The organism is Caballeronia glebae, assembly GCF_001545035.1.
Classification (GTDB): domain Bacteria; phylum Pseudomonadota; class Gammaproteobacteria; order Burkholderiales; family Burkholderiaceae; genus Caballeronia; species Caballeronia glebae.
Map to the genome: position 1 here is coordinate 1 of NZ_FCOJ02000004.1, position 13,521 is coordinate 13,521.

16 protein-coding genes and 1 pseudogene are annotated in these 13,521 nt (G+C 60.3%); 10 read left to right on the top strand and 7 right to left on the bottom strand.

Annotation, left to right across the window (positions count from 1 at the left end):
• Positions 1–2: 2 nt before the first annotated feature.
• From AWB82_RS03775 to AWB82_RS03790, 4 genes are all read right to left on the bottom strand, one after another.
• Positions 3–356, bottom strand: coding sequence for a RidA family protein (locus AWB82_RS03775; RefSeq protein ID WP_086965820.1), 354 nt, complete (start codon positions 354–356; stop codon positions 3–5).
• A gap of 63 nt (positions 357–419) precedes the next feature.
• Positions 420–1,340, bottom strand: a complete 921-nt coding sequence (locus AWB82_RS03780; RefSeq protein ID WP_086965821.1) for an alpha/beta fold hydrolase — start codon at positions 1,338–1,340, stop codon at positions 420–422.
• Positions 1,341–1,540: 200 nt separating this feature from the next.
• The gene (locus tag AWB82_RS03785) at positions 1,541–2,182 is read right to left on the bottom strand and encodes a CoA transferase subunit B (protein WP_086965822.1); all 642 of its coding nucleotides are present in this window, start codon (positions 2,180–2,182) and stop codon (positions 1,541–1,543) included.
• Between the two features lie 2 nt (positions 2,183–2,184).
• Positions 2,185–2,889, bottom strand: a complete 705-nt coding sequence (locus tag AWB82_RS03790; RefSeq protein ID WP_086965823.1) for a CoA transferase subunit A — start codon at positions 2,887–2,889, stop codon at positions 2,185–2,187.
• Between the two features lie 221 nt (positions 2,890–3,110).
• Between AWB82_RS03790 and AWB82_RS03795 the strand changes: the two genes are divergently transcribed.
• Entirely contained in the window at positions 3,111–3,656 is a 546-nt protein-coding gene (locus AWB82_RS03795; RefSeq protein ID WP_086965824.1) for a LuxR C-terminal-related transcriptional regulator, read from the top strand.
• Positions 3,657–3,665: 9 nt separating this feature from the next.
• On the opposite strand, the gene AWB82_RS03800 is transcribed toward AWB82_RS03795, so the two are convergent.
• Together AWB82_RS03800 and AWB82_RS03805 are read right to left on the bottom strand one after the other, a co-directional pair.
• Positions 3,666–4,103, bottom strand: a complete 438-nt coding sequence (locus AWB82_RS03800; RefSeq protein WP_086965825.1) for an acyl-CoA thioesterase — start codon at positions 4,101–4,103, stop codon at positions 3,666–3,668.
• Positions 4,104–4,130: 27 nt separating this feature from the next.
• Complete coding sequence (locus AWB82_RS03805) at positions 4,131–4,904, bottom strand: SDR family oxidoreductase (protein ID WP_086965826.1); 774 nt, start codon at positions 4,902–4,904, stop codon at positions 4,131–4,133.
• A 208-nt stretch (positions 4,905–5,112) separates the two neighbouring features.
• Here AWB82_RS03805 and AWB82_RS03810 point away from each other — a divergent pair, with 208 nt between their 5' ends.
• The 9 genes and pseudogenes from AWB82_RS03810 to AWB82_RS38190 all read left to right on the top strand — a co-directional run.
• Positions 5,113–6,786, top strand: coding sequence for an electron transfer flavoprotein-ubiquinone oxidoreductase (locus AWB82_RS03810; protein ID WP_086965827.1), 1,674 nt, complete (start codon positions 5,113–5,115; stop codon positions 6,784–6,786).
• Positions 6,786–7,217: a BON domain-containing protein gene (locus AWB82_RS03815; RefSeq protein ID WP_327344037.1), complete on the top strand. Its 432-nt coding sequence runs from the start codon at positions 6,786–6,788 to the stop codon at positions 7,215–7,217. The genes AWB82_RS03810 and AWB82_RS03815 overlap by 1 nt, the downstream gene beginning before the upstream one ends.
• Positions 7,218–7,421: 204 nt before the next feature.
• Positions 7,422–7,625: a cold-shock protein gene (locus AWB82_RS03820; protein WP_086965828.1), complete on the top strand. Its 204-nt coding sequence runs from the start codon at positions 7,422–7,424 to the stop codon at positions 7,623–7,625.
• A 325-nt stretch (positions 7,626–7,950) separates the two neighbouring features.
• Positions 7,951–9,411, top strand: coding sequence for a mechanosensitive ion channel domain-containing protein (locus tag AWB82_RS03825; protein ID WP_407642974.1), 1,461 nt, complete (start codon positions 7,951–7,953; stop codon positions 9,409–9,411).
• Positions 9,412–9,624: 213 nt separating this feature from the next.
• Positions 9,625–9,993: a nuclear transport factor 2 family protein gene (locus tag AWB82_RS03830; RefSeq protein ID WP_235023177.1), complete on the top strand. Its 369-nt coding sequence runs from the start codon at positions 9,625–9,627 to the stop codon at positions 9,991–9,993.
• A 74-nt stretch (positions 9,994–10,067) separates the two neighbouring features.
• A complete protein-coding gene (locus AWB82_RS03835; RefSeq protein ID WP_235023163.1) occupies positions 10,068–10,796 on the top strand; it encodes an SIR2 family NAD-dependent protein deacylase in 729 nt (242 codons plus the stop codon).
• Positions 10,797–11,298: 502 nt separating this feature from the next.
• Positions 11,299–11,517 carry a Sec-independent protein translocase subunit TatA gene (tatA, locus tag AWB82_RS03840; protein WP_086965981.1) on the top strand — a complete coding sequence of 73 codons (219 nt, stop codon included), beginning with the start codon at positions 11,299–11,301 and terminating at the stop codon, positions 11,515–11,517.
• Positions 11,518–11,573: 56 nt separating this feature from the next.
• A complete protein-coding gene (locus AWB82_RS03845; protein ID WP_235023164.1) occupies positions 11,574–12,029 on the top strand; it encodes an RDD family protein in 456 nt (151 codons plus the stop codon).
• Between the two features lie 393 nt (positions 12,030–12,422).
• Positions 12,423–12,565: pseudogene (locus AWB82_RS38190) on the top strand (IS5/IS1182 family transposase); the annotation flags it as partial.
• Between the two features lie 56 nt (positions 12,566–12,621).
• Here the strand turns inward: AWB82_RS38190 and AWB82_RS03850 are convergent.
• On the bottom strand, positions 12,622–13,389 hold the full coding sequence (locus AWB82_RS03850) for a DeoR/GlpR family DNA-binding transcription regulator (protein ID WP_086965833.1): 768 nt from the start codon (positions 13,387–13,389) through the stop codon (positions 12,622–12,624).
• Positions 13,390–13,521 lie beyond the last annotated feature (132 nt).

The window sequence follows — 13,521 nt, forward strand, 5'->3', positions numbered from 1 at the left end:
AATCAACTGCGTTGCGCGGCGATCACGACGATCTCTACGAGACACGCCGGATTCGCAAGCTTCGATTCGACCGTCGCGCGCGGCGGCGTGTTGCCCTCGGCGACCCACGAGTCCCACACGGCGTTCATGCCGGGGAAATGAATCATGTCGGAGATATAGATCTGCACGGAGAGCAGTTGCGATTTGTCGCTGTTCGCCTCTTCGAGCAAGCGGTCGATGTGGCCGAGCACTTCGCGCGTCTGACCAGTGATGTCCTGGTCCGTGTCCTCTGCGATCTGACCGGCGAGATACACGGTGCCGTTGTGGATCGCGATTTCGGAGAGGCGCGGGCCGACGTGATGACGAATGACTGCCATTGTGTGTTCCTGATCGATGAATAGTGAGAAAACAGGCACAAGCGACGGACGCTCAGCCCAATATTATGCCCCGCCGGGGCCCTCGCCGAGAAAGAACCCCCTGGCGATGGCGATTTGATCCGCGACAAGAAAAGCCGGCGCGTGCCCCGCGCCCGGAACCTCGGCGCTGGTGACGGCTTGCCCCTTCTCGACCATTTGCGCGACCGTCTCGCGCGACAGCAAATCCGAGGTCTCCCCGCGCACGACGAGCACCGGCGTTTCGATCGACGCAAGCGAGCGCCAAAGGAACGCTTCGCCGGCCGCGTTCTGCTCGTCGGTGGCCGAGGTAAACGGCGTCGCGATGCCCGGATCGTAGCGAAAGCCCCACGCGCCTTCGCGCTCACGCAGCAGCGGCGTGTTGATGCTCGCCCACTCCTCGTCGGTCAGCGGCCCGAACGAGGACGCGAGCGCCGCCGCGTGCCGCACGCCTTCGTCGAGCGATGCGAAGCGCGCCGGCCTGCCGAGATAGTCGCCGATGCGCTGCAGCGCGATCGGCTCGATGTGCGGCCCGACATCGTTGAGCAGCATCTTTCTGATCGGCGTATTCGGCAGCCCGCCGAGCGCCATGCCGATGAGCCCGCCCATTGACGTGCCGAACCAGTCCACCGTCTCCACGTTCAGCCGCGCGATTAGCGTGACCATGTCGGCGACATATTGCGGCACGCCGTAGTAGCGCGGATCGGCGAGCCAGTCGGACAGCCCGCGTCCGACGACGTCCGGGCACACCACGCGATAGTCGCGCGCGAACGCTTGCGCGAGCTTGTCGAAGTCGCGGCCCGAGCGCGTCAGCCCGTGCACGCAGAGCAGCACGCGCGGATTCGCCGGATCGCCCCACTCCGTGTAGGCGATGCGATGCAAACCCGCCGGGCTCGCGCATTGCACGAAGCGCTGACGCGGCTCGCTCAGATCGGAATGCACAGCTTCGACGACGATGGATGCGGTCATGAAGAATTTCCTCGTGGCAAGTGTCGAAACGATTGTAAAGCCCATCGCGGCCGATCGAGCGGACGTTGGCCGAACGGCCGACCCCCGCGCTCACGCAAATGCGGCCGATCGCGCAAAAACAAAGCGGGCGAAGCTTCGAAAGCTTCGCCCGCCCGTGCTTCGCGCTCGCGCCGAGAAGCGGCGCTCATGTCACGTCGAAATTACTTCACGCTCGTGACATCGAGCGGCGCGCCCGTCTTCTTCTGGATTTCCTCGGCCGTGACGCCATCGGCCAGTTCGACAACCTTGAGCCCATTGTCGGTGACGTCGATCACGCCGAGGTCCGTGATGATGCGGTCCACGACGCCCACGCCCGTCAGCGGCAGCGAGCACTCTTCGAGGATCTTGTGCTGGTCGCCCTTCGCGACGTGTTCCATCAGCACGACGACGCGCTTCACGCCGGCGACCAAGTCCATCGCGCCGCCCATGCCCTTGATCATCTTGCCGGGGATCATCCAGTTGGCCAGATCGCCCTTCTTGCTGATCTGCATCGCCCCGAGGATCGCTAGGTTGATGTGGCCGCCGCGGATCATCGCGAACGAATCCGCCGACGAAAAGATCGACGAGCCCGGCAGCGTCGTCACGGTCTGCTTGCCGGCGTTGATGAGATCGGCGTCGACTTCGTCTTCATATGGCGACGGGCCGATGCCGAGCAAGCCGTTTTCCGATTGCAGCCACACTTCCATGCCGTCCGGCACGTGGTTGGCGACGAGCGTCGGCAAGCCGATGCCCAGGTTCACATAGAAGCCGTCCTGCAGTTCCTGCGCCGCGCGCGCGGCCATCTGGTCACGAGTCCAAGCCATGATTACGCTCCTTTCGCGCGGACGATACGTTGTTCGATGCGCTTTTCCGGATGCGCATTCAGGACGAGGCGTTGCACGAAGATGCCGGGCGTGTGAATCATGTCCGGATCGAGTTCGCCCGTCTCGACGATCTCTTCCACTTCGACCACGGTGATCTTGCCGGCCATCGCGCAGTTCGGGTTGAAGTTGCGCGCCGTGCGGCGATAGATCAGGTTGCCGGACTTGTCGGCCTTCCAGGCTTTCACGAGCGCGACATCGGCGGTGAGCGAATGTTCGAGCACGTAATGGTTCTCGCCGAACTGGCGCGTTTCCTTGCCCTCCGCGATCACCGTGCCGAAACCCGTGTTCGTGAAGAACGCCGGGATGCCCGCGCCACCCGCGCGCAGCTTCTCGGCGAGCGTGCCCTGCGGCGTGAATTCGAGTTCGAGTTCGCCGGCGAGATATTGCCGCTCGAATTCCTTGTTTTCGCCGACGTACGACGAAATCATCTTCTTGATCTGGCGCGTTTCCAGCAGCAGCCCGAGGCCGAAACCGTCAACGCCCGCGTTGTTGCTGATGCAGGTGATGTCCTTCACGCCCGTGTCGCGCAGCGCGGCGATGAGCGCTTCGGGAATGCCGCACAGCCCGAAGCCGCCGACGGCGAACGTCTGCCCGTCCTTGACGACGTCCTCAAGCGCGGCCTTCGCGCTGGGATAGACCTTGTTCATCTGTGTGTCCCTTCCATGTTTGAAACCAACTGAAAATCGGCTTTTTTACGCCGCCGATGCGCTGTTATGAACGCGTCGCGCGGCCTTTTGACGTGGCACAAGAGTACTTTGGGCCGGCGATCCGGCACAATACGCAAAAATACATAAGTCATTGCCCGCGCGCGTTTGGTTCCCGGCGCTTTTCGCCGCGAAACGAGAGGCGCCGCGCGCCCCGATTTCACATGCGTGCACTGGACTATCAAACCGCGTTTCATCTCGCGCCCGTCGGCCTCGTGCTTTCGCGCGAACGCACCATCGAAGACTGCAACGAGCAGCTTTGCGCGATCTTCGGCTCCGCGCGCGAGGCGCTCATCGGCAAGTCGTTCGAGGTGCTGTATCCGTCGCCGGACGAGTTCGCGCGCATCGGCGAGCGCATCGCCGCGCACATCAGCAAGGAAGGCACGTATAGCGACGACCGGATCATGAAGCGCAAGAACGGGGAACTGTTCTGGTGCCACGTGACCGGCCGCGCGCTCGACCGCGGCGCGCCGCATGCGGCGGGCGTCTGGACATTCGAGGATCTGAGCGCGACGCGGCGGGTCGCGATCGAACTCACGCCTCGCGAGCGGGAAATCGCCGCGCAACTCGTGACGGGCAAGACGAGCAAACAGATCGGCCGCGTGCTCGAAATCAGCCCGCGAACGGTCGATATCTACCGCGCGCGGCTCATGAGAAAGTACGACACGGGCAATGCCACCGAGCTGCTGCAGCGGCTGCTCGGCACCTGACATGCCCGTTTATAGCGTGACGGGCGCGGCCGTCTCGACGATCTGCCGCAGCTGCTCCGGAAGCGGCACCGATTTGCCCGCCGCGTAATCGATCCACACGATCTTTGCCGCGCCGCGCGCGTACGGCACGCCGGGCGCATCGGCGCGATAAAGTTCGAAGCGCGTATCGAGACTGCTGCGGCCGGGCTTGCCGATGGACATGCGGCCGATCACGTCGCCCGGATACTGAAGCTGCTTCAGAAACTCCATCGACGCATTCACGATCACCGGCCCCTGCCCTTCGCCGTTGCCGCCCACGAGGCCGATCTCTTCGAACCACGAGATGCGCACCTGCTCCATGTAGCGGAAATAGACGGTGTTATTGACATGGCCGAAGGCGTCCATGTCGCCCCAGCGGATCGGCATGGACAGTTCGAAGACGGTGTGAAAATCGGTATGCGTGGTCATGGGTTGCAGTCAGAAGAAAGGCGCTGTTCAAAGCGAGAAGCCGTCGTCCGCTGAAATGACCGAGCCGTTCATGAACTGCGATTCGTCGGCGGCCAGCAGCAGCAGCAGGCCGTCGAGATCTTCGGGCGAGCCCACGCGACGGCGCGGCAGCAGCGAAATGAGCTTCTGCCCCTGCTCGGTCTTCCAGTGATGATGATTGATTTCGGTGTCGATATAACCCGGGCAGATCGCGTTGACGTTGATGCCGTGGCGGCCCCATTCGAGCGCCATGGCACGGGTCATCTGCACGACGGCGGCCTTGCTCATCGAATAGAGACCGATCTGCGGAAATACGCGCAAGCCGGCCACCGACGCCACGTTAATGATGCGATAACCTGGCTTGGCCGCGCTGTTGCCGCGCATGATCATGCGCTTGGCGACCTCTTGCGCTACGAAAAACGCGCCGCGCACGTTCGTGCCGAACACGAATTCGTAGTCCGAGGGCGTGACGTCCGTCAGTTTTTGCGTGGTCGACACGCCCGAGTTATTAACGAGGATGTCGATGGTACCGGCTTCCGTCTCCGCGTGCGCGATCGCCGATTTGATGCTCTGGTAATCGGTCACGTCGAGCGTAACCACGTGCGCGGCGCCGCCCGACGACTCGATTTCGGCGCGCAGTTCCTTCAGGCGCTCCGTGCGCCGGCTTGCGAGCACCACTTTGGCGCCCGCCTGCGACAGCACTTGCGCGAAGCGCTTGCCCAGACCACTGGACGCGCCTGTGATCAGCGCGACCTTGCCTTCCAGGTTGATCGAACGGCCCATTGTGCTTCCTTTTTATGGTTGGCTCAGCCCCTGGCAAGCACGCGCGTGCGTGCGCGAATGAGGGCAGTAAGCATCAACACCAATAGCGCGGGTGTCGTGAATAATAGTACGATCGTGCTAAATTGGCGAGCTTCGGTTGCAGCCCGCTCCGCCTTCCCTGAAAATACGCGATCCCGAAAGGGCATTCTAACGGCACATAGGAGCATTGATGACCCCGGCGAGCCTCATCGAGCAATACGGTCCCCGCGAATCGATGGAATACGACGTCGTCATCGTCGGCGGCGGACCAGCCGGTTTGTCGGCGGCCATCCGGTTGAAGCAATTGGCAGAGGAGAAAGGCGTCGAGATCGGCGTGTGCGTCCTGGAGAAAGGCTCCGAGATCGGCGCGCATATTCTGTCGGGCGCGGTCATGGACCCGCGCGGTCTCTCTGAACTCATTCCCGACTGGAAGGAAAAAGGCGCGCCGCTCGACGTCGAAGTGACCGAGGACCGGTTCCTGTTCCTCTCGCAAGACAGCGCAAAACAGGTCCCGAATTGGCTCCTTCCCGATAACTTCAAAAATCACGGCAATTACGTCATTAGTCTGGCGAATGTCACGCGCTGGCTCGGGCAACAGGCCGAGGCGCTCGGCGTCGAGATTTTTCCGGGCTTTCCGGCTGCTGAAGTGTTGTACGCAGATGACGGGTCGGTGCGCGGCGTCGTCACCGGCAACATGGGCGTGGGCAAGGATGGCGCGCCGACCGAAAACTTCCAGCTCGGCATGGAATTGCACGCGAAATACACGCTCTTCTGCGAAGGCGCGCGCGGGCATCTCGGGCGTCAATTGATCGACAGATTCAAGCTCAACCAGAATGCCGATCCGCAGGTGTACGGCATCGGCATCAAGGAATTGTGGGAAATCGATCCGGCCAAGCACAAACCCGGTCTCGTGATTCACACCGCCGGCTGGCCGCTTGAATCGGATACCTACGGCGGCTCGTTCCTTTACCACATGGATAACAATCAAGTGGTGGTGGGCTTCGTCGTCGGGCTCGGATTTTCGAATCCGTATCTGTCGCCGTTCGAGGAGTTTCAACGCTACAAGACCCATCCGTCGATCCGCGCGTTCCTCGAAGGCGGCAAGCGCATTTCTTATGGCGCGCGCGCGATCACGGCCGGCGGGCTGATGTCGCTGCCGAAGCTCGCGTTCCCCGGCGGCGCGCTCGCGGGCGATGACGCAGGCTTTCTCAACGCATCGCGCATCAAGGGCAGTCACGCGGCGATCAAGTCGGGCAAGATGGCCGCCGAAGCCGCGTTCGAAGCGGTTCAATCGGGTCGCCAGAACGATGAACTGACGGCGTATCCAGAAGCCTTCGATACGTCGTGGCTCAAGACCGAACTGCATCGCGCGCGCAACTTCAAGCAGTGGATGAGCAAGGGCCTGTACCTCGGCACCTTCATGGTCGGCCTCGAACAAAAGGTGATGGGCGGCAACGTGCCGTGGACGCTGCATCATCAGCATTGGGATCACGAGATGCTGAAGCCCGCGTCGCAATGCAAGCCGATCGTTTATCCGAAACCCGATGGCAAGCTCACGTTCGATCGTCTCTCGTCCGTGTTCATCTCGAACACGAACCACGAAGAGAATCAGCCGGCGCATTTGACGCTGAAGGACCCGAGCGTGCCGGTGAATGTCAATCTGCGCACGTATGCCGGTCCGGAAAGCCGCTACTGCCCGGCCGCCGTGTACGAGTTCGTGAAGTCCGACGACGGCCAAGAGCGTCTGCAGATCAACGCGCAAAACTGCGTGCATTGCAAAACCTGCGACATCAAGGACCCGACGCAGAACATCGTGTGGGTCACGCCGGAAGGCGGCGGCGGGCCGAATTATCCGAATATGTGATGAAGACGGCGATAACCGCCTCGGAAATGGTTCGCGGATGCATAAGCAAATTCAAATCAACCAGGGAAAAAGGAATGATGAAAGCAATACGGATCGGCTCGATTTTTGCGGGGTTGCTGGTCGCCACCGCGACCTTGAACGTGTGGGCCCAGGACGGCAGTTCTGCGAGTGCGGGCGCTGCCGCATCGAGCGCACAGGGCAAAGTCGCCGACCGCGCGCTGCGTAAGGACGTGGTCCGCTCGCTGACTCGGACGAAAGGCCTCAACACGACGCGCATCACCGTACGCGTGAAGGACGGGCTGGTGATGTTGCAAGGCTCCGTTCCAGAGCAATCCGAGGTGGACCTGGCAACACAGGCGGCATCGCACACGAATGGCGTGACGGCGGTCAAAAACACGCTGACCGTAATCGGGCCTGCGGGCAGCCAATAACCCTGCAAAGCCGTTAGCCGGAACCCGGCGTCGAAGATTTGGCCTTTCGAGTTTCAAATTGCCCGAACGGATTGGAGTTTGCACGTTCCTTGCATACGATGAAGTGCGGCGCGCACGGATGAAGCGCACAAGAACGACCGCTTCGTGACGTGCGGGGCTATCACCGCAAGCGCGATTTGACGCTAATCAGAGACGAGGTAACAAATGGCAACTGGCACCGTGAAGTGGTTCAATGATGCGAAGGGATTCGGCTTTATCAGTCCGGATGACGGTGGGGAAGACCTCTTCGCGCACTTTTCCGAAATCAAAGCCGAGGGATTTAAATCGCTGCAGGAAAATCAGCGAGTAACCTTCGACGTCAAGATGGGAGCGAAGGGGAAACAGGCCTCGAATATCAAACCTGCCTAGCAGCCTCGTTGTCGACACGGCGGTGATCTGCGGCGTCGTTCTCGCGAATGACGCCGCAGAGCTTGGCCGCTTTCGTTTATTCGGAGAAGCTGGCGGTGCCCGCGCCGAGCAGTCTCGCCGGGATGTCGCCACCTTCCTCGCAGACCAGTTAATTCAGCGTGAGAAACGGGGGCGCGCGGTGCATGTTTGTTTGACCCGCGATTTTCGTTTCTACACGACTGGCGTCCGTCGTTACTGGCGCATACGCCGTGGCGAGCGCGCCGTTGCCGCCAAATGTGTATTCTCTCGAAGTCGTTCCTTGAGAGGAGCACTCGTGAAATACCCCCTGATCGTGGGTTTCGGTATTGTCGCTGTGGACATAGTCGTGTGGCGTGGGAGACTGCCCGAGAATGACCTCGCTCGGCTCTTCATACGGCTCGCGCTCTTTTTCGCGCTGAGCTGGGTACTTTTTTCCTCGGGGCTGAGTCCGTTCACGCAGGCTCCGTACGCCGATGTCGTCGAATTGCACTGGGCGGGGCAGGTTCTCGAAATCATCTGGTGGTTGATGGGTGCGCGCCTGCTCACCCTCTCGCTTGACACGCTGCTGCTTCCGCGTGCCTGGAGAAAGCAGCGGCTTTTCTCGGACGTATTCGGTGCCGTGGTCTTTCTCGCGGCCGCGGTGGCGGCCCTCGGCTTCGTGCTCGAATTGCCCGTGCGCGGACTCGTTGCGACGTCGGGCGCACTTGCCATCGTGTTGGGCCTCGCTATTCAGAGCACCCTCAGCGACGTCTTCGCGGGCATCGTCATAAACACGACTGAGCCTTATGCGATAGGCGACTGGGTGATGATCGACGACGTCGAGGGCAAGGTCGTCGAGATGAACTGGCGAGCGACGCACTTGCAGACGGGGCAGGGAAACACGCTCATCGTGCCGAACGCTGTCGCGGCGAAGGCGAAAATCACCAACAACAGCAGGCCGGGAGACGTTCACGGGCTATCGCTCGTCCTCGAAATCGAATCCGAGGCGCGACCGAACACGGTGCTGGACGCATTGGGGCGTGCGCTCACCGGTTGCAACGTGATCCTTGCGACGCCCGCCCCTTACGCGCGCATGAAGCGCACGACCACGAACTCGGTCCAGTATGAAGTGGTCGCGTTCGTGGATGATATGAACAAGAAGCTTGCCGTTTCCAATGAACTCTTCGACCTGTGCTATCGCCATCTCGCGTCGGCCGGCGTCGCGCTGCGTGCGCTCGGCGTGGCGGCGCCGGCTCTAACTTCCCGTGACGAGAAGGAAGCGTTATTGAGGCGCGTGAGCTTGTTCGACAGCCTGTCCAGCGAAGACGTGACACGGCTGGCGAAGCGCCTGTCCCGACATGAGTATCAGCCGGATCATCAGATTCTGGCGCCCGACACCGTGCCCGATAGCCTGTCCATCGTGCATTCTGGCGTGCTTTCGGTCTCGGTCGTCGAATCGGCAAGCACGCGCGAGATCGCACGCATTGGGCCGGGCGAAGCATTTGGGGAGGCGGGATTGCTCGCAGGGCTTTCGATGCACGTGTCCATCTCGACCCTCACGCCATCGGTTCTGTTTCAACTGGCCAAGGACGACATGACGTCCTTTCTCAAAGACCATCCGGAGGTCGCGAAGCAGATGTGTCAGCTTCTGGCGTATCGGCAGGATAAGCTCGGCAAACTCGCGACTCCGATGCCTGTCGAACAGGAACAAGGTCACTCGTTGTTCCAGTGGCTGATCGGGAAAGTCTGGAAGCTGCATGCGTTGAATGACGAGTCCAGAAGCAAATGAGGTGCAAGAGCGTGATGCCTGCAGGCAGCCACGGGACTCTCGTATCGACCGGGTCTTTGTCGCCTTCGACGATCGTTCCATGCGTCGCACTGCAGCGTGATTCGCGGTTTGGCAACTCCTATGATTCCGAGGGGAAAAGCGCCGGCAAATCAAGTGTTGGTTGCCGCGCTTCGATCATGAGACCGCGGCCCGGAGGTTAAGATGCCTGATGCGATGGACGTGATCAAGGAAGCGTATGCCGCTTTCGGACGGGGCGACGTTCCTGGCGTGCTGAACCTCATCCAGGACGTCGTCGATTGGCGAGTCGTTGGACCATCAACCCTGCCTTATGCGACCACCTGTCGAACGCGGGAGGATGTTCAGCGCTTTTTCGCGGACCTGCTCAATGCCGAGGAGATCACACGATTCGAACCGCGCGAATTCATCGATGCCGGCGACCGTATCGTCGTCATCGGATTCGTCGCTGCTGTCGTCAAGGCGACGGGCAGAACGTTCGAGACGGAATGGGTTCATATCTTCACAGTCGAGGACGGCCGCGTGAGCCGCTGGCTCGAATTTTTCGATACGGCGGCGCACGGCTGAATCGGACGCGGCAGATGCGCATTCGCAGCCGATTCGACCACTAACAGAATCGGCGAAGGCAAATGATTCGAGAAATGGATAACCACACGCCCAGGCTTTATGTATTCTCCGGCGCGGGATTGTCGGCCGAAAGCGGTCTCTCTACGTTCCGTACAGGAGACGGCATCTGGACGCGCAACAGTGTCGACGAGGTTTGCAATATCCAAACATGGCGTAAGAACCGTCAGGCTGTCTTTCGGTTCTACAACGATCGCATCCGCGAGAAGCACGGCGTCGAGCCGAACGCCGCGCACAAGCTTCTCGCGAAGTGGCAGAACAGGTGGGGAGCCGAGCGGGTTCAACTGCTGACCCAGAACGTCGATGACCTGCTTGAGAAAGCCGGGGCTACGTCCGTCATCCATCTTCACGGCGATCTGAACTCGTTGTTGTGTACCGCGTGTGATCTCGCGTTTGGGAAAGAAGGGCTGTATTTCGACCCGGCAGTTGCGTGCCCGATCTGCGGAAACCACGAAGGCGTCAAACCGGGCGTCGTATTCTTCGGAGAGGCGGCGCCTGCCTATATCAATCTCCATCGAATTCGCTCGGAGATGCGCGCGTGCGATCTGTTTCTCGCCATCGGGAGTGCCTTCGAGGTTGTTCCGCCCGAGGCAATGCTCCCTTGGGACCGGCAAAACGCGTATCCGAGAAACTTCCTCGTCGATCCGTCGCCCAGCCGCAGCGAGATGTTCGGCGTCGTACAGGCGCAGCCTGCGACGACCGGTCTTCACTGCCTGGAGGAGCAGATTGTGAGGCTGATGGATTAAGCCGTCGGCCCTGTTTCTGAGGCCGCATCAGGTTGGCGCACGCGCGGCTGCCCCGCACGAATCGATGTAAGCCGGGCGCTCGGTTGATCGATTCGACCGACGATGTAATAAGGCCTGACCGGTGCCGCCCTCAAGATGGCTTGCTGGACCGAAGTCATGGATCGCCTCGTCGGTGGCGACTACGAGCACGGACGCGGATGCCGTACACGTCGGAATATGCGCGCAATGACGGACGAATCGCCCGCATCTAGGCCCCTACTCGATTTCTTTGTCGGCCTTTCAACGCTTCTCGCGGACCGTGGGGTTCCGGCAGGGACAGACGACGCATTTTCGAAGTAATAATTTCTGAGGCGCTCGTCAATTGTGGCGTCGAGGCTAGAAACGGGGTCATATAAACCATTGATTTTTATGACAGAATACGCGCCGGATGTGAGTAATGGCATCGGGTAAATATTGCGTATCTCACTTGGTTTCAACGTTTTTTCCGTTAGAGGTCTGTCATATGGGAAGTCTCAGCATCGGGCATTGGCTCATCGTTTTGGCAATCGTGGCGCTTATTTTCGGCACCAAGAAACTGCGTAGCGTCGGTTCCGACCTGGGCGGCGCCATCAAGTCTTTCAAGGAAGGCGTCGGCGTGGGTGAGGCCTCGACGTCGGTCTCCAGTGCAACTTCGACCCCGGCGACGATCGACGTCCAAGCTAAAGATGTCACCGCGCGGTAAGAACGTAAAAGCGCGAAATCGCGAAGTGCGCGCTCGCACTGAGTAAAGCGCGACGGGTGTACGAACCTCCGCAAAATGGTCTTGTCCTCACGATGCGCCTCGCTACGTTTTCCGAGCGCGCTCGCGCTTTGTTCATCGATTCGATCTGGTGGACGGTCATCCTTCTTTTTGTCCCGCTGGGGCCTTCCGCCGAGGAAATCCCGCTGTCGCCGGATGCGCTCGCTGCGACGCTCGTTCTGTGGCTGATGGTGGCCCAATGCATTCCAATACTCATAACTGGCGTTTTGTGGGCCGTGTGGGGCACGTCGCCAGGAAAGCGTGTCGTGCGATTGCGGATTGTGGATGCCGACAGTCACGAGCCGATGACCCGCAGACAAGCCGTCTTGCGCACGATGGGCTACGCGCTCACATTCGCTATTTGCGGAGCGGGTTTTGTCTGGGTCATGTTCAATCCGCGCAGGCAAGCTCTTCATGACCGCATAGCAAACACGGTCGTCGTCTCTGAAAAGTAATAGCAACGCGAGTTCGATAATCGTTCGGAAGACGCGTGAGTTCGCTTCGAGCGAGCCTTGCAAGCGGTGAGGGACGGGAGTTTGCGGGAGGCGAGAAAGACGACAGCGTGGTGCCGTAGTTCAAGTCAAACGCTAGCGGCGAGATGCGTGTGTATGTGTCTGGTCTCGATGGTCGGAAAAGGTTCAGCCGGACGTGCTGTCGTTTGCCGCAATCACATATGTATGTCTCGCTCGATCGAATGATCGGAAAGCGTCGTGCAGTTGAATGGAGAGAACCCCTGAAACTGGGCAGCTTCTGCGCCGCAAACTAAGCCGTCTGTTGAGCGAGTAACGCCTCGAATCTGCTAGGAAGATATCCAAGCGGGAATGCATCCGCCGGGAGTTGTGGGCAGCCTCGATGGAGGCACGACCCGTCTTCCAGACGAGACGACGGTTTTGCGGTTTCGGTACCTGCTCGAAGGGCGTGCATCGCTGCCCAGACTCTGGCGGTCACCGAAGAAATATCGAACTGGAAGGGATTGGTGCTTAAGGCGGGAGAGGTGGCCTCGTTCGCTCGTTCGGACCGTTTAACGAAGCAACACCGGCAACAGCGTCAGGCGTAGAGGATCTGGATTCCGCTGCCGACGACCCATTCGGCGAAATCATTGCCGAGGCCCTCGTCTGTAACCAGGTAGTGGATGCTTTCCATCGCACCGAAAGTAGCGAACTCCCGCTTCCCGAATTTTTTCGAATCGGCCAGTAGATAAACCGTCTTCGCGGCATCGATCATCGCCCGCTTGACGTGCAGGTCGATGAAGTCCGGGTAAGAGATGCCCGACTCGATTGATACCCCGCCCGCGGCCAGGAAAAGCTTGTCCGCGAACATTCCTTCGAAGAAAGTCGATGCTCTTTCACCCGAGACGGCCATCGTTTCGGGCCTGAAGACGCCGCCCGTCAACATCACGCGATTGGTGGGTTCTGCGCCCAAAAGGATCGCAATATTCAGCGCGTTCGTGACGACGCGCAGGTTTTGCCGATCAAGCAGATTCTTCGCGAGTTCGGTCGTCGTCGCGCCGCAATCGAGAATGACCGAGTCCCCGTTCTCGATGAGGCTCGCTGCACGGAGACCAATCAGCGCTTTCTCTGGGCTAGTCGGTAGCACTTTGACATCGTGCGGACGCCTTGCAGGTTCTCCAGAAGCTACCTTCAGGCGCACGTTACCGTGAACGCGCTCCACGCGGCCGTGCCGCTGCAATTCGTCGATGTCCTTTCTGATCGTCGGCATCGACACGCCGAACTCGCTCGAGAGCGCCGATAGCTTGATCAGCTTGGCGGCTTGCACCCTTTCGAGGATCTTTTCCGTTCTCGTCCGTTGATCCATTTGCTTTCTCTTTCAGGCGCTATCGCCAAGTTCGCGAATATGCGTATTTTGCCTGAATATGACCGCGAGGGGGCCGAATAGGTGTTTTCCCTCTTTCTCCCGGAACACTTTGACTTTCTGTAGAAAGTAACA